At 65.2% G+C, this 18,957-nt stretch carries 19 protein-coding genes; 10 read left to right on the top strand and 9 right to left on the bottom strand.

What is annotated here, in order from left to right:
* Positions 1-107 precede the first annotated feature (107 nt).
* The 9 genes from ABIB73_RS08290 (at position 108) to ABIB73_RS08330 (ending at position 7,425) form a co-directional block, all read left to right on the top strand.
* Positions 108-962, top strand: a complete 855-nt coding sequence (locus ABIB73_RS08290; protein ID WP_354222920.1) for a L,D-transpeptidase family protein — start codon at positions 108-110, stop codon at positions 960-962.
* 134 nt (positions 963-1,096) lie between these two features.
* Complete coding sequence (locus ABIB73_RS08295) at positions 1,097-2,266, top strand: cytochrome P450 (protein WP_354222921.1); 1,170 nt, start codon at positions 1,097-1,099, stop codon at positions 2,264-2,266.
* A gap of 381 nt (positions 2,267-2,647) precedes the next feature.
* Positions 2,648-3,598, top strand: a complete 951-nt coding sequence (locus ABIB73_RS08300; RefSeq protein WP_354222922.1) for a sulfonate ABC transporter substrate-binding protein — start codon at positions 2,648-2,650, stop codon at positions 3,596-3,598.
* Positions 3,599-3,600: 2 nt separating this feature from the next.
* Positions 3,601-3,723 carry a hypothetical protein gene (locus tag ABIB73_RS08305; RefSeq protein ID WP_354222923.1) on the top strand — a complete coding sequence of 41 codons (123 nt, stop codon included), beginning with the start codon at positions 3,601-3,603 and terminating at the stop codon, positions 3,721-3,723.
* Positions 3,724-3,744: 21 nt separating this feature from the next.
* On the top strand, positions 3,745-4,908 hold the full coding sequence (ssuD, locus tag ABIB73_RS08310; RefSeq protein ID WP_354222924.1) for an FMNH2-dependent alkanesulfonate monooxygenase: 1,164 nt from the start codon (positions 3,745-3,747) through the stop codon (positions 4,906-4,908).
* The gene (gene ssuC / locus ABIB73_RS08315; RefSeq protein ID WP_354222926.1) at positions 4,905-5,711 is read left to right on the top strand and encodes an aliphatic sulfonate ABC transporter permease SsuC; all 807 of its coding nucleotides are present in this window, start codon (positions 4,905-4,907) and stop codon (positions 5,709-5,711) included. Before ssuD ends, ssuC begins: the two co-directional genes overlap by 4 nt.
* Before the next feature lie 7 nt (positions 5,712-5,718).
* On the top strand, positions 5,719-6,558 hold the full coding sequence (locus ABIB73_RS08320) for an ATP-binding cassette domain-containing protein (RefSeq protein ID WP_354222928.1): 840 nt from the start codon (positions 5,719-5,721) through the stop codon (positions 6,556-6,558).
* A 32-nt stretch (positions 6,559-6,590) separates the two neighbouring features.
* Positions 6,591-7,172, top strand: a complete 582-nt coding sequence (locus ABIB73_RS08325) for a flavin reductase family protein (protein WP_354222930.1) — start codon at positions 6,591-6,593, stop codon at positions 7,170-7,172.
* Between the two features lie 97 nt (positions 7,173-7,269).
* Positions 7,270-7,425, top strand: a complete 156-nt coding sequence (locus tag ABIB73_RS08330) for a hypothetical protein (protein ID WP_201724249.1) — start codon at positions 7,270-7,272, stop codon at positions 7,423-7,425.
* Positions 7,426-7,541: 116 nt separating this feature from the next.
* Here ABIB73_RS08330 and ABIB73_RS08335 read toward each other — a convergent pair whose 3' ends face one another.
* The 9 genes from ABIB73_RS08335 to ABIB73_RS08375 all read right to left on the bottom strand — a co-directional run bounded on the left by ABIB73_RS08335 (position 7,542) and on the right by ABIB73_RS08375 (position 17,199).
* Positions 7,542-8,690 carry a M20 family metallopeptidase gene (locus tag ABIB73_RS08335; RefSeq protein ID WP_354222932.1) on the bottom strand — a complete coding sequence of 383 codons (1,149 nt, stop codon included), beginning with the start codon at positions 8,688-8,690 and terminating at the stop codon, positions 7,542-7,544.
* 331 nt (positions 8,691-9,021) lie between these two features.
* On the bottom strand, positions 9,022-10,407 hold the full coding sequence (gene flbD / locus ABIB73_RS08340) for a sigma-54-dependent transcriptional regulator FlbD (RefSeq protein WP_354222934.1): 1,386 nt from the start codon (positions 10,405-10,407) through the stop codon (positions 9,022-9,024).
* Between the two features lie 47 nt (positions 10,408-10,454).
* A complete protein-coding gene (fliN, locus tag ABIB73_RS08345; protein WP_354222936.1) occupies positions 10,455-10,805 on the bottom strand; it encodes a flagellar motor switch protein FliN in 351 nt (116 codons plus the stop codon).
* Positions 10,806-10,808: 3 nt separating this feature from the next.
* Positions 10,809-11,429 carry a FliH/SctL family protein gene (locus ABIB73_RS08350; RefSeq protein ID WP_354222938.1) on the bottom strand — a complete coding sequence of 207 codons (621 nt, stop codon included), beginning with the start codon at positions 11,427-11,429 and terminating at the stop codon, positions 10,809-10,811.
* Positions 11,429-12,520, bottom strand: coding sequence for a flagellar motor switch protein FliG (gene fliG, locus ABIB73_RS08355; protein ID WP_354222940.1), 1,092 nt, complete (start codon positions 12,518-12,520; stop codon positions 11,429-11,431). The genes ABIB73_RS08350 and fliG overlap by 1 nt, the downstream gene beginning before the upstream one ends.
* Before the next feature lie 18 nt (positions 12,521-12,538).
* Positions 12,539-14,152, bottom strand: a complete 1,614-nt coding sequence (gene fliF, locus ABIB73_RS08360; protein ID WP_354222942.1) for a flagellar basal-body MS-ring/collar protein FliF — start codon at positions 14,150-14,152, stop codon at positions 12,539-12,541.
* Positions 14,153-14,344: 192 nt separating this feature from the next.
* Positions 14,345-14,620: a CtrA inhibitor SciP gene (sciP, locus tag ABIB73_RS08365; protein WP_002714638.1), complete on the bottom strand. Its 276-nt coding sequence runs from the start codon at positions 14,618-14,620 to the stop codon at positions 14,345-14,347.
* A gap of 226 nt (positions 14,621-14,846) precedes the next feature.
* Positions 14,847-15,566: a flagellar hook assembly protein FlgD gene (locus ABIB73_RS08370; RefSeq protein ID WP_354222944.1), complete on the bottom strand. Its 720-nt coding sequence runs from the start codon at positions 15,564-15,566 to the stop codon at positions 14,847-14,849.
* Between the two features lie 13 nt (positions 15,567-15,579).
* Positions 15,580-17,199: a flagellar hook-length control protein FliK gene (locus ABIB73_RS08375; protein ID WP_502918405.1), complete on the bottom strand. Its 1,620-nt coding sequence runs from the start codon at positions 17,197-17,199 to the stop codon at positions 15,580-15,582.
* 351 nt (positions 17,200-17,550) lie between these two features.
* On the opposite strand from ABIB73_RS08375, the gene mnmA reads away from it, so the two are divergent.
* Complete coding sequence (mnmA, locus tag ABIB73_RS08380; RefSeq protein WP_354222948.1) at positions 17,551-18,732, top strand: tRNA 2-thiouridine(34) synthase MnmA; 1,182 nt, start codon at positions 17,551-17,553, stop codon at positions 18,730-18,732.
* The last annotated feature ends 225 nt before the right edge of the window (positions 18,733-18,957 follow it).

The following is an 18,957-nucleotide window of genomic DNA, read 5'->3' on the forward strand; positions in this document are numbered from 1 at the left end:
TGTTCGGCGTTAACCACTGCTAACGGTTCCAGCCTGAGCGAAATCGCTTCGAAGTTTCTTAAATTTTGCTGGGTACCTCTTCCAGGCATGATGACCTGGGGAAAGCTATGAGTAAGCGGGCCAAACGTGGAAAGGCGGATACGCTCGCGATACCAATGGCCGGGAGAGCTGCAATTGGCGCCGTGGCCGTCGCCGCGTTGGGCTACGGTTTGCTGTCTCGTCCGGCGAGCGTGCAGCCGATGCGGAAGCCGTCCGCACTCCAAGCCCAGGCATCGTCAACTCCGGCTTACGTGGCAACTCCGGTTCATGCATCAGCTCCGGCTCCGATTTCGGCTCCGTCGCCTCTGGTCGAACCACCAAAAGCGGCTGCCGGTCCCGGAGCATTTGTCCGGCAGGTGGTTGACTACGCCAGCCACCAGACGCCGGGCACCGTCATCATCGATACCAAGAACACGTTCCTCTATTTCGTTCTGAACGACGCGCAAGCAATGCGTTACGGCATCGGTGTTGGCCGCGAAGGTTTCGCATGGTCCGGTGAACAGACTGTGGCCCGTAAGACAGAATGGCCGGATTGGCGTCCGCCTGCAGAGATGGTTGTGCGTCAGCCCTATCTGCCGCGGTTCATGGCGGGCGGTCCCGGCAACCCGCTCGGCGCTCGGGCGATGTATCTGGGCGAGACCGAATACAGAATTCACGGCACCAACAAGCCCGATACGATCGGGAAGCGGGTTTCGTCCGGCTGTATCCGGCTGACCAATGAGGACGTGGTCGACCTTTATGAGCGGGTGAAAATCGGAGCGAAAGTGATCGTGCTTCCGGCAGCCGCTGCCCGGCGACCATCCCAGGGAGCGCCGCCCGACCCCGCTTTCCGATCGCCGGACCCTGCATTGCCGTCGAACCGGCCCTCGGCAACTAACGCGCAGATGCAATCCTCTGGACCGAAGATGGCCGAGGTTCAGTAACTCAGTCCTCCGTCCTCGGTCTGCACCCGACTCTATAAGACACGCCTCGGTCTGTCCCTATCGCTAGGGACAGACGCCGGCCCCGCAGCGCGCTAGTGTGGCCTGAAGGATACAAGAATCCAGGGGAGACCGCCTTGAGCACCGCGCCGCGCATCGACATCGACCCTGCCGCATTTTGGGCCGATCCCTATCCGATGCTTGCGAGGCTGAGGAAGGAGGCGCCGATCGCGTTCGTGCCGCAGCTCGGCTCGACATTGCTGGCGAGCCGTGACGACATCTCGATCTCCGAGAAGCAGATCGACGTGTTCTCCTCGCACCAGCCGGCGGGGCTGATGAACCGGCTGATGGGCCACAACATGATGCGCAAGGACGGCGAGGCGCACCAGGTCGAGCGTCGCGCGATGTTTCCGACAGTGTCGCCGAAGACGGTGAAGGCACACTGGACCGCGCAGTTCCAGGCCCATGCGGATCGCATCCTTGACGGCATCGGGTCCGGAGGCCGGATCGATTTCATGCGCGACTTCGCGCTGCCGTTCTCCGGCGAGTGCTTGAAGTCGATCACCGGCCTCACCAATATCGGTTTTGGCGACATGGACGCATGGTCGCAAGGCATGATCGAGGGCATTGCCAACTACAGCGGCGACCCCGCGGTCGAGGCGCGCTGCCATGCGGCAACCGCCGGCATCGATGCAGCGATCGACGACATGCTGCCGGTGATCAGGAAGAATCCCGACCAGAGCATTCTCGGCGTGCTCCTCGCTGCGGGCATGCCGATGGAGAGCGTGCGCGCAAATGTAAAACTCGCGATCTCCGGCGGCCAGAACGAGCCGCGCAAGGCGATCGCCGGCACGGTGTGGGCGCTGCTCAGTCATCCCGAGCAGCTTGATCTCGTGCGCAAGGGGGAAGTGTCCTGGCTCCAGGCTTTCGAGGAATATGCCCGCTGGATCTCGCCGATCGGCATGTCGCCGCGGCGGATCGCAAAGCCGTGGATCATCCGCGACGTCGCATTCGAGCTCGATGAACGCGTGTTCCTGATGTTCGGCTCCGCCAACCGCGACGAGAAACATTTTGAGCGCGCCGACGAGTTCGACGTGCGGCGCGACACGTCCAAGAGCGTCGCTTTTGGCGCCGGGCCGCATTTCTGCGCCGGCGCCTGGGCCTCGCGCGCGATGATCGCCGACGTCGCGCTGCCGACCGTGTTCGCGCGTGCCGGCCGGATCGAGATCGCTGATGACGAGCCGGTGCGGATCGGCGGCTGGGCGTTCCGCGGGCTGCAGAATTTGCCGGTGAGATGGTTGCGCTAGGAAGGAAGGCGCCTGCACGCGCTACAACAGCTCCCAGTCCGCGACGATGGCATCATGCTCCTGTTTTGCCCGGCGGGTCAAACGACGTTGCCTGCAACGTAAGTCATTGATCCGATTGTCATCGGCTACTGTGCATGGGGTTGTTTTCTACATTTTTTGTTCCGGCCTGCGGGCTTGGACCAAATTCGTGCGGCTCTCACATTCGCGTGCAGAAAAAATCTCTCTGCATGAGCGCAACCGCTTGAAAGATTAATCATGCGCTTCGCCACAAGCGCAGTGCTCGCATCGCTATTTTTCCGGCCGTCTCGACACCTCTGCTGACCCGCACCATCATTCAACGAACCCGAATGAACGACGGCCGCAAGCGGCCGGGAGTGTGGAATGCAGCGTCGCGACTTCTTGAAACTGTCCGTTGGAACCGCAGCCGCCGCTGCATTTGCGCCGCGCGCGAATGCGCAAGGTGCGGTGAAGGAGATTCGTATCGGCTACCAGAAGAACGGCGTGCTGGTCATCACGCGCCGGCAGGCCGCCTTGGAAAAACATTTCACCCCGCAGGGCATCGAGGTGAAATGGATCGAGTTCTCCTCGGGACCGCCGATGATGGAAGCGATGAATGTCGGCAGCGTCGACTATGGCGCGGTCGGCGATTCCCCGCCGGTGTTCGCCCAGGCCGCGGGCGCCGCGATCGTCTATGCCGCGGGCCAGCCCATCACTAATGGTCAGGGCATTCTGGTGCCGAAGGATTCGCTGATCCGCTCGATCGCCGGGCTGAAAGGTAAGCGCGTCGGCTTCACCAAGGGGTCCAGTGCCCACAACATCGTGGTGCAGACGCTGGAGAAGGCCGGTCTCACCTATGCCGACATCACGCCGGTCTATCTGACGCCGCCGGACGCCGGCCCCGCGTTTGCCAATGGCAGCATCGACGCCTGGGCGATCTGGGATCCGTACTTTGCGATCGGCGAGACCAGGCAGAACGGCCGCATCCTGATCAACGCCAATGAAATCACCAAGACCAACTCCTTCTACATCGCCAACCGCGATTTCGCGAAGAACCACGGCGGGATCCTTCAGCAGATCATCGACGTCACGACCGCGACCGCCAAATGGGCCGAACAGAACCGCGACGAGGTCGCCAAATCGCTCGCCGCAGTGACCGGCATTCCTCTCGATATCCAGACCATCGCGGCCAACAGGTCATCCTATGCGGTCGGTCCGGTCACCGACGACGTCATCGCGACCCAGCAGGGCGTCGCCGACCGCTTCTACAAGCTCGGCCTGATCCCGAAGCCGATCGTCATCCGCGACATCGTCTGGCGCAGCACGGCGACCTGACCGTGCCGACCAATCTTCCCATTTCAAAAGGTCTGAACATGAGGCGCATCATCCAACGCTTGATTGCGGCCATCGTCCTGTCGATCGGCATCGTCGCGGCCGCGGTCGGGACCACTTACGGCTAGTCATTGAGGCAAGAGACATCCATGAGCCAATCCAAGAGCAACATCCTCTGGTTCCTGCCGACCCATGGCGACGGCCGCTATCTCGGCACCGGCATCGGCGGCCGCGAGGTCAACTTCAACTATCTGCGTCAGATCGCGCAGGCCGCCGACCAGCTCGGCTATTACGGCGTGCTGCTGCCGACGGGGCGATCTTGCGAGGATTCCTGGATCGTCGCCTCCAGCGTCGCGCCATTCACCGAGCGGCTGCGCTATCTCGTGGCGGTCAGGCCCGGCCTGCAATCGCCGAGCGTGGCGGCGCGCATGACATCGACGCTCGACCGCATCACCGATGGCCGCTTGCTGGTCAACGTCGTCACCGGTGGCGATCCCGTCGAGAACAAGGGCGACGGCATCTTCCTTGGCCATGACGAGCGCTACGAAGTCACCCGCGAGTTCCTCAACGTCTATGGCGATCTGCTCGCGGGCAAGACCGTCAATGTCGAGGGCAAGCACATCCACATCGAGGGTGGCAAGCTTCTGTTTCCCCCGGTCCAGTCGCCGCGCCCGCCGCTCTATTTCGGCGGCTCATCGGATGCCGGCATCGACGTCGCCGTCGACGCAGTCGACAAATATCTAACGTGGGGTGAGCCGCCGGCTTTAGTCGCCGAGAAGATCGCGAAGGTGAGGGATGTCGCCGCCGCACGCGGCCGAAAACTTTCCTTCGGCATCCGGCTTCACGTGATCGTCCGAGAGACCAACGAAGAGGCCTGGCGCGCCGCCAACGAGCTGATCAAACATGTCAGCGACGAGACCATCGCGACCGCGCAGAAGAACTTTGCGCGGATGGACTCCGTCGGCCAACAGCGGATGGCGCAGCTCCATGGCGGCAAGCGCGACAAGCTCGAGATCGCTCCGAACCTCTGGGCCGGCGTCGGCCTCGTGCGCGGCGGTGCCGGCACGGCGCTGGTCGGCGACGCCCAGACCGTCGCCGCCCGCATCAAGGAGTATCAGGATATCGGCATCGATACCTTCATCATGTCGGGTTACCCGCATCTGGAGGAGGCCTATCGCTTCGCCGAGCTGGTCTTCCCGCTGCTCTCGCTGGAGCAGCCCAGCAACGTGACGAAGCTTCACTTCAACGGCGGTCCGTTTGGTGAAACGGTCGGCAGCGATTTCCGTCCGCAGCACCGGGTGTCGCAGTCATGAGCCTGATCGACAGCATTTCGATTCCGCGCAGCTTTCGCCTGCCGCGCGCCGACGGCCTGATCCAGTGGATCGTGCCGCTCGCCATCGTCGCGCTCTGGCAGGTTGCCTGCGTCACCGGATTCGTGCCGACACGGGTGTTGCCGGCACCGTCCGACGTCGCACTGGCCGGCTGGAAGCTGCTGCTGTCCGGCGAGCTCGTCCGCAACATCTGGGTCTCGTTTTGGCGTGCCTCGATCGGCTTTCTGATCGGCGGCAGCATCGGCTTCGCCTTCGGGCTTGCGAACGGCCTGTCGCAGCTCTCGGCCAGGCTCACCGACACCACGCTCCAGATGGTGCGCAACGTGCCGCATCTGGCGCTTATCCCGCTGGTGATCCTGTGGTTCGGCATCGACGAGAGCGCAAAGCTGTTTCTGGTGGCGCTTGGGGTGTTCTTCCCGATCTATCTCAACACGCTGCACGGCATCCGCACCGTCGATCCGCAATTGATCGAGATGGGCCGCACCTACGGCATGACTGATAGCGAATTGTTCCGCCGCGTGATCTTCCCGGGCGCGCTGCCCTCGATCTTCGTCGGCATCCGCTTCGCGCTCGGCATCATGTGGCTGACCCTGATCGTCGCCGAGACTATCGCGGCCTCCTCGGGCCTCGGCTACATGGCGATGCAAGCGCGCGAGTTCATGCTGATCGACGTCGTCGTGCTCTCGATCCTGATCTACGCTCTGCTCGGCAAGCTCGCCGACAGCGCCTCCCGCGTGCTGGAGCGCCTGACGCTCTCCTGGCACCCCGCCTTCCAGAAACGTTGAGATTGATATGCAGACAGCGCTTCGTACCTCCGTTCCCGAAACCGAGCTCGCCAGCCGCGCCAATTTCGCGCCAACGGCACGTGTCGTACGCGAGGAGCGGCCGGTGCAGACCAGCGGCCTGCCGCTCAGCATCCGCGGCCTGCGCAAATCCTTCGGCGACAACGAGGTGCTGCGCGGCATCGATTTGCATATCCCCGCCGGCCAGTTCGTCGCGATCGTGGGCAAGAGCGGCTGCGGCAAGAGCACGCTGCTGCGCCTGATCGCGGGCCTGGACAAGATCGACGCCGGCAGCGTCAGCTTCGGTGATGCGGTGGTCCAGCCCGAGGACATCCGGGTGATGTTCCAGGAGCCGCGGCTATTGCCCTGGGCGCGGGTGCTCTCCAATGTCGAGGTCGGTCTCGGTCGCGATCGTTCGTCCGGCGACGCGCAGTCGCGCGCCGAGAAGGCGCTGACCGAGGTCGGTCTGACTGACAAGCGCGACCAGTGGCCGTCGGTGCTGTCGGGTGGCCAGAAGCAGCGCGTCGCGCTCGCCCGCGCGCTGGTCTCCCGTCCGCGCGTGCTCGCCTTTGACGAGCCGCTCGGCGCGCTGGATGCGCTGACCCGGATTTCGATGCAGCGGCTGCTGGAGCGGGTCTGGCGCGACCAGGGCTTTACCGCGATCCTGGTGACCCACGACGTCGCCGAGGCGGTCGCGCTGGCCGACCGGGTGCTGGTGATCGAGGACGGCCGCATCGCCCACGACGTCTTGGTTAACGCGGCCCGGCCCCGCGCGCGGGGCTCGGTCGAGCTCGCGGGCCTCGAAGGCTCGATCCTCAACCACCTTTTATCTGCGGACGATCGCACCTAAATATAACGGGACCCCGCTTCGGGGAGCTTGCCATGAATGTAGTGCCCCGCGATCTCATGACCGAAATCCCCATCTCTCCTGCCGATTTCCGCGGCGCCATGCGCCATCTCACCGGCGGCGTCAGCGTCATCACCGCCGGGCGGGGCAAGGACATCACCGGCATGACGGTGACCTCGGTGACCTCGCTGTCGGTCGATCCGCCGACGCTGCTGGTCAGCATCAACCGCGACGCCTCGTCCTTCCCTCTGATCCGGCGTCATGGCGCCTTTGGCGTGAACATCCTCAATGCCGACCAGCTCGATGTCGCCGAGCGCTTTGCCGGCAAGGGCGGGTTGAAGGGCGCCGATCGCTTTGCCGGCGCCAAATGGGTGACTTCCGTGTCGGGCGTTCCGCTGCTGGTCGGCGCATTGTCGGCGTTCGATTGCGAGGTCGAGGAGATCGTCGAACGACACTCGCACGGCATCGTCATCGGCCGGGTCAGGGACATCAAGAACTCGACCCGAACCGCCGCGCTCGCCTATTGGCACGGCCAGTATGTGGCGGTGGACCAGGACGAGGACGCCGCAAAGCTCGCGGACGTCAGTCTTCCCGCGCGCGGCCGGCGCAGCATTTGATCGCCGTCGGCCACAGGCTGCGCAGGCTGGCCTTTTCCCTGTCACCGCTCTAGAAGCGCCCGAGCCTCCCTTACCAGGGCGGCAATGGAGCGGAACGATGAAGCGCGTCGCGATCCTAGCCTTCTACGCCGTCGGCGCGCTGGCGATCGCTTATTTGGCGCTCTACGCCTATGCGACGTTCCGCGGCCAGCCCATCATTCCCGGCGATCCCATCCACATTTTCCGCAAGCCGGATGCGCCGAGTTATTCGTAGGACTTGAGAGGTCTCGTAGGGTGGGCAAAGCGAAGCGTGCCCACCACTTCTATCCAACGAAGATAAATGGTGGGCACGGCGCAAGTGCGCCTTTGCCCACCTTACGGCACCTGCGTTCACCCCCGCAAAATCGCCAGCGCCAGCGCCTGCGCGCGCGGCACGATGCTGTCGAGCTCGAGATATTCCTCCGGCGAATGTGCGAGACCACCAACCGGCCCGACCCCGCAGATGGTCGGCGTGCCGACCGCGGCGGTGAAGCCGGAATCGGCGCAGCCGCCGGAGAACTCGCCCTGGAGCGTGGTGAGGCCGGCCTGCTTTGCGGCCGCCTGATAGCCTTCGAACAGCGCCTTCGAGCTCTCGCTCTGCACGACCGGCACGAACTCGCCCTTGATCGTCAGTGTAGCACTGGTGCCCGGCACGTAAGGCGTAGCGATGATCCTTTCGATCTCGGCCATAACCCGCGCGCGATCAGCCGGATCGACGTAGCGCATGTCGATCTGGCCCTCGGCGTAGGGCGCTGTCGTGTTGACGGACTGGCCGCCGGCGACCAGGCCGACATTGAGCGTGATGCCTTTGGTGAGATCGGTCAACGCGTGGATCTGGACGATCTTGTGCGCGAGTTCACCGATCGCGCTGACGCCGGCGGCGAAGTTGGCGCCGGAATGCGCAGCTTTGCCGGTGATGCCGAAATGCATGAAGATGCCGCCCTTGCGGCTGGTGACGACATTGCCGGTCGGGCGCCCTGGCTCGGAATTGAACACCGCACGCGCGGCGCGCCCTTCGCGCTCGATCACCGGCCGCGACGAGGGCGAGCCGATCTCCTCGTCCGAGGTGATCAGCACCTTGATCGGGTGCGGGCTGCCGCCGAATTTATGGAAGGCGGTCGCCACGAACACGTTCATGACGAGGCCGGCCTTCATGTCGGCAACCCCGGGCCCGTAAGCGCGCTTGTCGCGAATCGTGAATGGACGGCGGCCGGCCTCGCCCTTGCCGAACACGGTGTCGCGATGCCCCATCAACAGCACCGGCTTCTCATTGCTGCCGGGTTTTGCGACTTCCGCATGGATCGCGTCGCCGAAGGTGCCGTGGCTTTCCCGCCGGGAGGGAATGCCGTGCTCCGAAAAATGCCGCTCGAATCGCGCGCCGACCGCATCGACGCCTTCCTTGTCGTAGGACCCGGAATCGATGTTCACGACGTCGCGCAACAGATCGATCATCGCCTGCCGCTGCGCCGCCAGCCAATCCGTGATTTGAGCTTCAGACATGTTTATCCTCGCGTGGTTCTCAGCGCGCTTATAGGGCGTTCCATGTGCGCGACCTAGTCGCGGAATGCGGTGCGGCCATGTCGCGGTCCAAAGCGGGATATCTCCCCACCGTCGTCCCGGCGAAGGCCGGGACCCATACCGCGGAATCTCTCGATTGGCGGTAGTGGGAGCACCGAACGACTAATCTTCGCCAAACCTCTCCCTGTGGTTATGGGTCCCGGCCTTCGCCGGGACGACACTGAGGGTTTGGCGGCAGCGTACACTCCACTAAAAGAAAATGCCCGGGACTTGGCCCCGGGCATTTTGCACATCTCTCGATATTGCGGCGTCCCTACGCCCCCACCATCGGCATCCGCGGATATTCACCGGGGGTGCCGGCGGGGGTGATCGGGATGCCGCCGTCGGAATATTCGTTGAGCTTGTTGCGGAGCGTGCGGATCGAGATTCCCAGGATGTTGGCGGCGTGGGTCCGGTTGCCGAGGCAGTGTTTCAGCGTCTCCAGGATCAGATCGCGTTCGACGTCCGCGACCGTGCGCCCAACCAGCGCCCGCGTCACCTGCTCGGCGGCAAACGTGGCGTGCGCGACCGCGGGCGCGGTCTTGGCGAGGTCGAGGCGGTCGCCGTCCGGCGTGAGGATCGCGTCGGGTCCGATCTCGTCGCCCTGCGCCATCAGCACGGAGCGGTGCATGGTGTTTTCGAGCTCGCGGACGTTACCCTGCCAGCGGTTGGTGGAGAGCACGCGGCGCGCGTCCGCCGAGATCGGCCGCACCGGCACGCCGTTGGCCCCGGCATATTTCTTCACGAAGTGCTGGGCGAGCTCCAGAATGTCGGCGGGGCGCTCGCGCAGCGGCGGGATCTTCAGGTTCACGACGTTGAGGCGGAACAGCAGATCCTCGCGGAACGTGCCTTCGCGCACGGCCTCCGCCAGATTGCGGTTCGAGGTCGCGATGATGCGGATGTCGACCGGTACCGGCTTGGTGCCGCCGACGCGGTCGATCACGCGCTCCTGGATGGCGCGGAGCAGCTTCGATTGCAGGCGGACGTCCATCTCGGAGATTTCGTCGAGCAGCAGCGTGCCGCCGGTCGCTTCCTCGAACTTGCCGATGCGGCGCGCAATCGCGCCGGTGAAGGCGCCCTTCTCATGGCCGAACAGCTCGGACTCCAGGAGATGCTCGGGGATCGCGGCGCAATTGATCGAGATGAACGGGCGCTTGGCGCGGGCCGAGCGGGTGTGGACGTAGCGCGCCAGCACTTCCTTGCCGGTGCCGGATTCGCCGGTGATCATCACCGAGGCATCGGAGCCGGCGATCTGCTGGGCGAGCTTCACGACCTTCGCCATCGCCTCGTCGCGATAGATCAACTCGCGGGAATCGTTGGCGACCGCGGCGAGCACGGCCGCGATCAGCTCCGGGTCCGGCGGCAGCGGGATGTATTCCTTGGCGCCGGCGTGGATCGCCGCGACCGCCGCGCGGGCGTCGTTGGTGATGCCGCAGGCGACGATCGGGGCGTGGATGTGCTCGGCCTCGAGCCGCATCACGAGGTCGCGGATGTCGAGGGCGACGTCGACCAGCAGCAGGTCGGCGCCCTTGCCGCCGCGCAGCACGCGCATCGCCTGCTCGTGATCCTCGGCGTGGGTCACGGTGGCGCCGTTCTCCATCGCGATCTTGGTGGCGGTGGTGAGCTGGCCCTTCAATGTGCCAACGATGAGAAGCCGCATGTCAGTCTCCTGTCCGTCTGGTCGCGCTGCCGCGCGTCATTCCCTGTTTAACCGCGTTCGGTCCTGATGATTTCCGTCATGGTCACGCCGAGCTTGTCCTCGACCAGCACCACCTCGCCGCGGGCGACGAGCTTGTTGTTGACGTAGATGTCGATGGCCTCGCCGACGCGCCGGTCGAGCTCGAGCACGGTGCCGGGTCCGAGCTTCAACAGCTCGCCGACATCCATCTTGGAGCGGCCGAGCACGGCCGAGACCTGCACCGGCACGTCGAACACGGCTTCGAGGTCGGCGGCGACGCGGGCCGCATATTCTTCCTCGTTGTAGCCGACATCGGTGCCGGTCGGCGGCATCGGGCCGTTGAGATCTGGCAGCGGGACCTGTCCGTCGGTGTCGCTCATGGCTTAATTCCCCCTGCGGGACGCGATATAGCGCCCGACCAGTTCGTCCACCTTGGCTGCGATGGCGCCGCGCTCCAGCACGACGCCGCCATCGGCCCATTCGATCCGGCAGTCGCCGGTCGCAATCTCCGGCTCGGCCAGGATCACCAGCCGTCCCTCGAAGCCGCTCTGCTTGGCGAGCCGCTCGATCTTCTCGCGCGCGCTGTCATAGAGCGCGTCGTTGATGCGGACGACGAGATGCGGCGTCGCGACCAGATGCGAGAAGCAGTCCTTGACCAGCGCCATGATCTCGCCATGCGGCTCGGCGGCGACCAGATCGGCGCACAGCTTGCGCGCCACCGCGACCGCGACGTCGACCGCTTCGGTCTCCATCTTGCTCTCGATATTGCCGATGCCCGAAGCAATTCCCCGGGTCGCGATGCTGATCTCTTCCATGGCAAGCGCGACGCGGCGGTCGCTCTCGGCCTTGGCTTCGCGCTGGCCCGCGGCAAAGCCGTCCTGATAGGCGCGCGCTTCGGCTTCCGCGACCTTGTGGGCGATCTCGGCTGCGGTCGCGGCCTTCTCGCGCGTCCGGTCGGGAGCGGCGAAGTCGGTATCGAAGAGGAATTTTGCCGGTGCGCCCATCAATACACCAGCTCGTCGTCGGCGCGGTTCTTGGTCAGCATGATCTCGCCCTTGGCGGCGAGGTCCTTGGCGAGGTTGACCAGCAGCGCCTGAGCCTCGTCGACGTCGCGCAGGCGCACCGGGCCCATCGCCGCCATGTCGTCCTGAAGCATCTTGGCCGCGCGCGAGGACATGTTGCCGAAGAAGAAGTTGCGGACGTCCTCGTTGGCGCTCTTCAGCGCGACGCCGAGCTTGTCCTTGTCGACGTTGCGCATCAGCGTCTGGGCCGAGCCGGAATCCAGCTTCACGAGGTCGTCGAAGGTGAACATCAGCGCCTTGATGCGCTCGGCGGATTCCCGGTTGTCTTCTTCCAGCGAGGTGATGAAGCGGGTTTCGGTCTGGCGGTCGAAATTGTTGAAGATTTCCGCCATCACCTCGTGGGCGTCGCGGCGGCGGGTCTGCGACAAATTGGACATGAATTCGGTGCGCAGCGTCTTCTCCACGCTCTCGATCACCTCCTTCTGCACCGCCTCCATCTTCAGCATGCGGTTGACGACGTCGAGCGCGAGCTCCTCGGGGAAGATGCCGAGCACGCGCGCGGCGTGCTCCGGCTTCAGCTTCGACAGCACCACCGCGATGGTCTGCGGATATTCGTTCTTGAGATAGTTGGCGAGGACCTCTTCCTGCACGTTGGAGAGCTTCTCCCACATGTTGCGGCCTGCGGGCCCGCGGATCTCGTCCATGATGCCGTTGACGCGCTCGGGCGCCAGGTATTGCTGGAGCAGCCGCTCGGTGGCGTCGAAATTGCCCATCAGCGCGCCGGAGGCCGACATGCGCGAGACGAATTCGAGCAGCATGTCCTCCACCGTGTCGACCTCGACGGTGCCGAGCGTCGACATTTCCAGCGAGAGCTGGCGCACCTCGTCGTCGTCGAGCAACGACCAGATCTTGCCGCCATACTGCTCGCCGAGCGCCAGCATCAGGATCGCAGCGCGCTTCGGTCCCGCCACCACCTCGGTCTTGGCGCCCGCGCGGCTGCCGGCACGCTGACCGAGCGTGGAGATCACGCTGGTGATGTCGTTCGAGTTGGCGTTTTGCAGGTTGCCGGCCATGTCAGATCACTTCTCGAATCATTTCGCGGGTTCGGTCAGCCATTGACGGATGATGGCGACGGTTTCGTTGGGGTTGCGCTCGGCGAGCTCGCCGACGCGATGAACGGACTGGGCGTGGACCTGGCCCTGGACGGTGGCGACGTCGATCGCGCTCGCGGCGCCGCCCGGCAGCAGCGCCTGGCCGCCGGCCGGCGCGGCATCGTCCGAGGCGGCGGGGCCGGTGAGGGCGCCGGAGATGGCGGCGGCAACCTCCTCGGAGGCCAGGATCCGCTTGACCAGCGGCCGGATCACCATGAACAGCACGACCAGGCCGAGCAGCATCATCACGCCGAGCTCGACGAAGTACATGACGTCGTCCTTGGTGAACTGGAGCATGCCGAGGAAACCGCTCGGCTCCGCGATCGGGGCTGTGGAGGGCGCGTCCGCAAAGCGCAGATTGACGACCTCGACCTGGTCGCCGCGCTTCTGGTCGAAGCCGATGGCCGAGCGCACCAGGGCAGCGATGCGGTCGAGTTGCTCCTTGGTGCGGTCCTGATAGGCCAGATCGCCCTTCTCGTTCTTGGAATAGATGCCGTCGACCAGGACCGCGACCGAGATGCGGTTGACCCGGCCCGCCTCGGTGACCTCGGTCTTGGTGGTGCGGGAAATCTCGTAATTGTTGGTTTCTTCGGTCTTCTTGCTCTGGTCCTTTGCCGCGACGCCGCCGTTCTGCTGGTTGCCGGGCAGCTCGTTGTTGACGGTGACCTGGCCGTTGTTGTCGGCGGTCATGCTCTGCTCTTCGCGGGTCTGGCTTGAGCGCAACACGCGACCCTCGGGATCGAACTTGTCCGAGGTCTGGGTGACCTTGTTGAAGTCGAAATCGGCGGAGAGCTGAACGCGGGCGCGGCCCGAGCCGACGACGGAGGAGACGATGTCCTCGACCTGCTTGCGCATCCGCTTCTCGTAGGCGGTGCGACGCTCGTCGCCGATCTCCTGGTCCGGATCGGTCTGGGCGCCGTCGGCGAGCAACGTGCCGGCCTCGTCGACGATCGAGACCCGCTGCGGCTTCAGCCCGTTGACGGCGGAGGCGACGAGATGGCGGATGGCCCTGATCTGCTGCGCTTCCAGCGAGCCGCGGACCCGCACCACAATCGAGGCCGACGGCTCCGGCGCCTCGCGCGAGAACAGCGGGCGCTCGGGCAGCACCAGATGGACGCGGGCGGCCTGGATGCGGTCGATGGCGCGGATGGTGCGGGCGAGTTCGCCCTCCAGCGCGCGCAAATGATTGATGTTCTGGACGAACGAGGTGGTGCCGAGCGCGTCCGACTTGTCGAACACCTCGTAGCCGACGCCGCCGCCCTTGGGCAGGCCGCCCTCGGCGAGCTTCATCCGCAGCCGGGTGACCTTGTCCTTCGGCACCATGATGATGGTGCCCTCATTGCGCAGCTCGAACTGGATGCCCTGACGTTCCAGGTCCTTGATAATGCTGGACGAGTCTTCGACGCTGAGGTCGGTGAACAGCGTCGTCATCTGCGGCGTGGTGACGCGCATGATGACGAACGCAAAGAAGCCGATGAGCGCGGCGGTGACCGCGATCATCGCCCCGAACCGGGCGGCGCCGATACCCTTCAGAAAGTCCGCAAGACCTTGCAAGCAACCGCCCCGACAGATTCGGCTGCTTTCACTGGAAAGGCCGACTGGGCAATTATTGCCTAGGTGATGGTTTCGATATGGTTAACGAAGGTTAAGAGCTCGGACAAAAGTCGCGCCAAAAGGAAACATGAAAAAAATCGGCCTCGCGCGGCGGGGCCGATTTTCGTCAAAAGCCGCAGATTTCCGGATCGCTTACTGGCGATATTGCTGAATGCGGGTGGTGCGAAGCCCCGCAAGACCATGCTGGTCGATGGAAAACTGCCAGGAAAGGAATTCGTCGACCGTCAAAGTGTAACGGCTGCAGGCCTCCTCGAGGGACAGGAGCCCGCCGCGAACGGCGGCGACGACTTCGGCCTTGCGGCGGATGACCCAGCGTTTGGTGCCGGGTGCGGGCAAGTCTGCAATCGTCAGCGGACTGCCGTCCGGCCCGATGACGTATTTTACCCTCGGGCGATGGGGTTCTGTCATGGCGTACTCACAAACTCTCAACCACTGAACTCACGCCGTAACCCTACGCGCGGCGACTTAAAAATCCGCTAAGCCTAAGGGTTCAATACAATTCTCGTTGAAACTGGCTGGAACGCGACCGGCCCGGCGGGCTGAACAGGTGATTTCAGCCGGCCGAGCGGGGTCTTCGTAAATACTTTACTAACGAACGAGGCCTGCAAATCGCACGAATCGGGAGGTGCGAGGCCTAGCTGCCGGTGCTGCTGGTGGCGACGATGCTCTTCACCTGGCTCAGGGTGTAGCTGGTGCCGTCGATCGTGAGCAGCGGCGGCGACTGGGTCAGGTCGACGGACGACACCGTGCCCTGCACCTGGGCCGCGATGCCGACGTTGTTGCCCGCGACGTCCTTGCCGGTCGCAGTGATCGTATATTTGCCGTCCGGCCATTGCGTGCCGTCATTGCCCTGGCCGTTCCAGGTGAAGGGAACGTCGCTGGCCGCGCCGGCGGTATATTTGCCGGTGAACACGGTCTGGCCGCTGGAATTGGCGACGGAAATATCGACGGTCGCGTCGGTCGGAACGTTGAGGTGCCAGGTCGCGGACGAATTCGTCATGGTCGCGGTGGTGCCGTCGACCACCGCGGTCTTGCCGACGAAGCCCAGCGCCTGCGTTGCCTGCGTGGTCTGTTGCAGGGTGACGAGCTGCGACAGCGAATCGTTGGTCTTGAGCTGCTGCTCGACGCCGGCGAACTGTACCAGCTGCTGGGTGAACTGGTTGGTGTCGAGCGGATCGAGTGGGTTCTGATTCTGCAGCTGCGTCGTCAGCAGCGTCAGGAAGGTCTGGAAGTTGCCGGCGAGCGTCGCGCCGGTGGACGAGCCCAGGCTCGAGCTCGACGAGGACGACGACGATGACGTCTGCGTCGTGCCGGAGACGACGGCAGGTGCGGTGGCGGAATTCGTGGTGGTCATCTGCGAATACTCCTCACACTCTGATGTCGACGCCGCTGCTCGATCCGAGCATGCGGCCATAGCTGCGGCTCACGGGCGCCGCGGGAGTTGCATCGTCATCGCTGATGATCAGCCGGCGGGCGTTGCCGTTATTGTCGTTGTTGTTGCCGGAGTTCTGCCCCGACGAATTCTGGTCGCGCAGGCTGAACGAAAGCCCGTTGCTGCCGGTCTTGAGGCCGGCATCGTCGAGCGCGCGCTGCAATTGCGGCGCGTCCTGCTTCAGCAGCGACAGCGTCTCCGGCTTCTCGACGGTGAGATGCGAGGTGACCTGGCCGTTGCGGTCGACATTGATGCGCACGTCGATGCGGCCGAGATCGACCGGGTCGAGGCTGATGTCGAACCGCGTCTTGCCGGCACGCGCGGCAGCTGCGATCTCGACCGGCAGGCCGCTGATCGGTACGGGTGTGGATGTGGCCGCGGTCGCGGTGAGCGTCGCGGTCGATGCGCTGGCAGTCGATGTCGTCGTGGTCAGCGGCGCCTGCACGGCGTTGGCCGCCTGCGCGCTGGCGTCCGTCGCCGCTGCAACGGCTTGCGTGTCGGCATGAACGTGCGGGGTTGGCGCCGCCGGCGTGGCATCGGCGGTGCGATCGGTTGCGCCGGCCTTCGCATCGGTCGCAGTCGCATCAGCCTGCGGCTTGGCGGCTTGCGGATGCGCGGCGGCGTTGGTGGCGGCAGCCGTCGCGGCATTTTGCGTGGTGGCCGCAGCCGCGGTCTTGCCCGCGTCCTGGCCGATATTGGAGACGTCGCTCTCGCCTTGCGCTGTGGCGGCAGCCTTGAACGACGTCTTCGGCGTGCCCTGGTCGACGGCGGTGAGCTGCGCGGCGTTCGCCTTGGCATCGGCCGCCGTGGCATCGGTCGTCGCTGTTGCCGCATCGCCAAGCGCGGTCTTCGCGTCGGTAGTCTTGGCGTCCCCGGTCTTGCCGGTCTTGTCGCCGGTGGTCGCGTCGGTCTTGGCGCCTGCGATCTGGGCTGCGGTCGAGGCGCTGGCGGCGATGCCGGCAGCCGCGATCGTCAGCGGCGAGGGGGCGGTGCTGGCGGCCTGGTTCGCGGCCGCATTCGGATCGACCGGCGCGACGGGCGCGACGACGATCGCGTTCGGATCGGGCACGGCGGCTTGCGTCGCCGCGGTCTGGGCATTGGCCGCGCCGTCCACGGCGGCGGCGAGGCCATCGGTGCCGTCGGTCTTGTCACTCTTCGCGCTGTCGGATTTGTCGCCGGACTTGGTACTGGAGGCGTCAGCCTTGTCCTTGCTCTTTCCGGATGCCTTGGCCGGATCGGGCGTGGTGTCACCGGCCGGCGGTGCCGAGGAATCGGTGCTGTTGCTCGCCTGGCTCTGCGAGGATTGATCGGTCGACGAGCTGTCGCGCGTGCTCCGGTCGGACGAGGACGACGACGACGACGAGGAATCCGTCCGCCGCGGCGCGGGGTCCTGGCTCGAGGATGACGCGCTGTTGCTGATCGCCTGGGTGTTGCTGTCGACCAGCGAACCGAAGGAGTCGCTCGGGGAGGTGTTCGAGCTCTGCGACCGGGCAGGCTTCTGCTGCGCGCTGGCGACTGGCACGCTCGCAGCTACATCTGACGTCACACCAACCACAGGCGACCCCTCAAAAACATCTTCGGACCAGGAGGTTAGCAAGGAGCGGGCCAGCCCCGCGCTTTTCTATTTTGTTAAGTAAAATCAATACCTTGAGAATCCGTGCCCGCGCCGAGAGGGCCCTTCCAGCCCCGGCATTTCTGCCGCCCCGGCAAGAATTGCCCTCAGCTTTCGGCCCGCGCGATTGCTTCACCGGAATGCCGCCTATATTAAAGGGTGCTCTCAGCCGCTTTCGACCGGGCATGACAGCCCCCGGGGGAACCGACGTTCCCGGGGACTGCTGATGTCCCGGCCCAAAGCACAGGAATTGGCACCACATCGCGGATCGCCGCCGTCAAACCGCTTAAGCCCATGCTCAACAGTCTGGATCTCGAAGGCCGTCCGCAGGACACCAGGGTCGTCGTCGCCATGTCGGGCGGCGTCGATTCCTCGACCACGGCTGCGCTGTTGAAGGCGGAAGGCTATGACGTCGTCGGCATCACGCTCCAGCTCTACGACCATGGCGCGGCGACCCACCGCAAGGGCGCCTGCTGCGCCGGCCAGGACATCCACGACGCCCGCGACGTCGCGGCCAAGCTCGGCATTCCCCATTACGTGCTCGACTACGAGGACCGCTTCCGCGAGTCCGTCATCGACAATTTCGCCGACTCTTACGCGCTCGGCGAGACGCCGGTGCCGTGCATCGAGTGCAACCGCTCGGTCAAGTTTCGCGACCTGCTGAAGACCGCGCGCGAACTCGGCGCCACCGCGCTCGCCACCGGCCATTACGTCGCCTCGCGCCGTCGCGCCGACGGCTCGCGCGCGCTGGTGTGCGCCGCCGACGGCGATCGCGACCAGAGCTATTTCCTGTTCGCGACCACGCAGGAGCAGCTCGACTATCTGCGCTTTCCGCTCGGTGACATGACCAAGCCCGAGACGCGCGAGCTCGCCCGCCGCTTTGGCCTCTCCGTCGCCGACAAGCACGACAGCCAGGACATCTGCTTCGTGCCGACGGGGCGCTACACCGACATCATCACCCGCCTGCGTCCGAACGCGATGGACCCCGGCGACATCGTCGATCTCGACGGCCGCGTGCTCGGCCAGCATCACGGCATCGCCAATTTCACCGTCGGCCAGCGCCGTGGCCTCGGCATTGCGGCAGCCGCGCCGCTGTTCGTGGTGCGGCTCGATGCCGCCAACCGCCGCGTCGTGGTCGGCCCGCGCCAGGCGCTGAAGATGCACCGCATCAGCTTGCGCGACATCAACTGGATCGGCGACGGCGACATCGACCGCGCCATCGGCAATGGCCTCGAGATGTTCGTGCGCGTGCGCTCGACCCGCAGCCCCCAGCCGGCGTGGCTGCGCGGCGGCAACGGCCAATATGAAGTCGAGCTCGTCGCGGGCGAAGAGGGCGTTTCGCCCGGCCAGGCCTGCGTGTTCTACGACGCACCGACGGGGCAAGCCCGCGTGCTCGGCGGCGGCTTCATCCAGAGCGCCGCGGCGAAGGTCGCAAGCAACGCGGCGCGGCCGCTCGCAGAAGCCGTGCGCGGCTAATCATGAAGTCGGATCGCACTGCCGCGGTACCGGAAATGCGCCCCCTCGCCCGCCTGCGGGAGAGGGTTGGGGAGAGGGCTCTCTCCACCAGCGATATCTCGCGAGCGGATAAAGCCCTCACCCGCCGCGCTCTTGCGAGCGCGCCGACCTCTCCCGCAAGCGGGAGAGGCCCAGAGCGCGCGCGGGGCTGGATTTGATCTCACCAACAGCTATTAAACTCTAGAA

Source organism: Bradyrhizobium sp. F1.4.3 (assembly GCF_040548375.1).
Classification (GTDB): Bacteria; Pseudomonadota; Alphaproteobacteria; order Rhizobiales; family Xanthobacteraceae; genus Bradyrhizobium.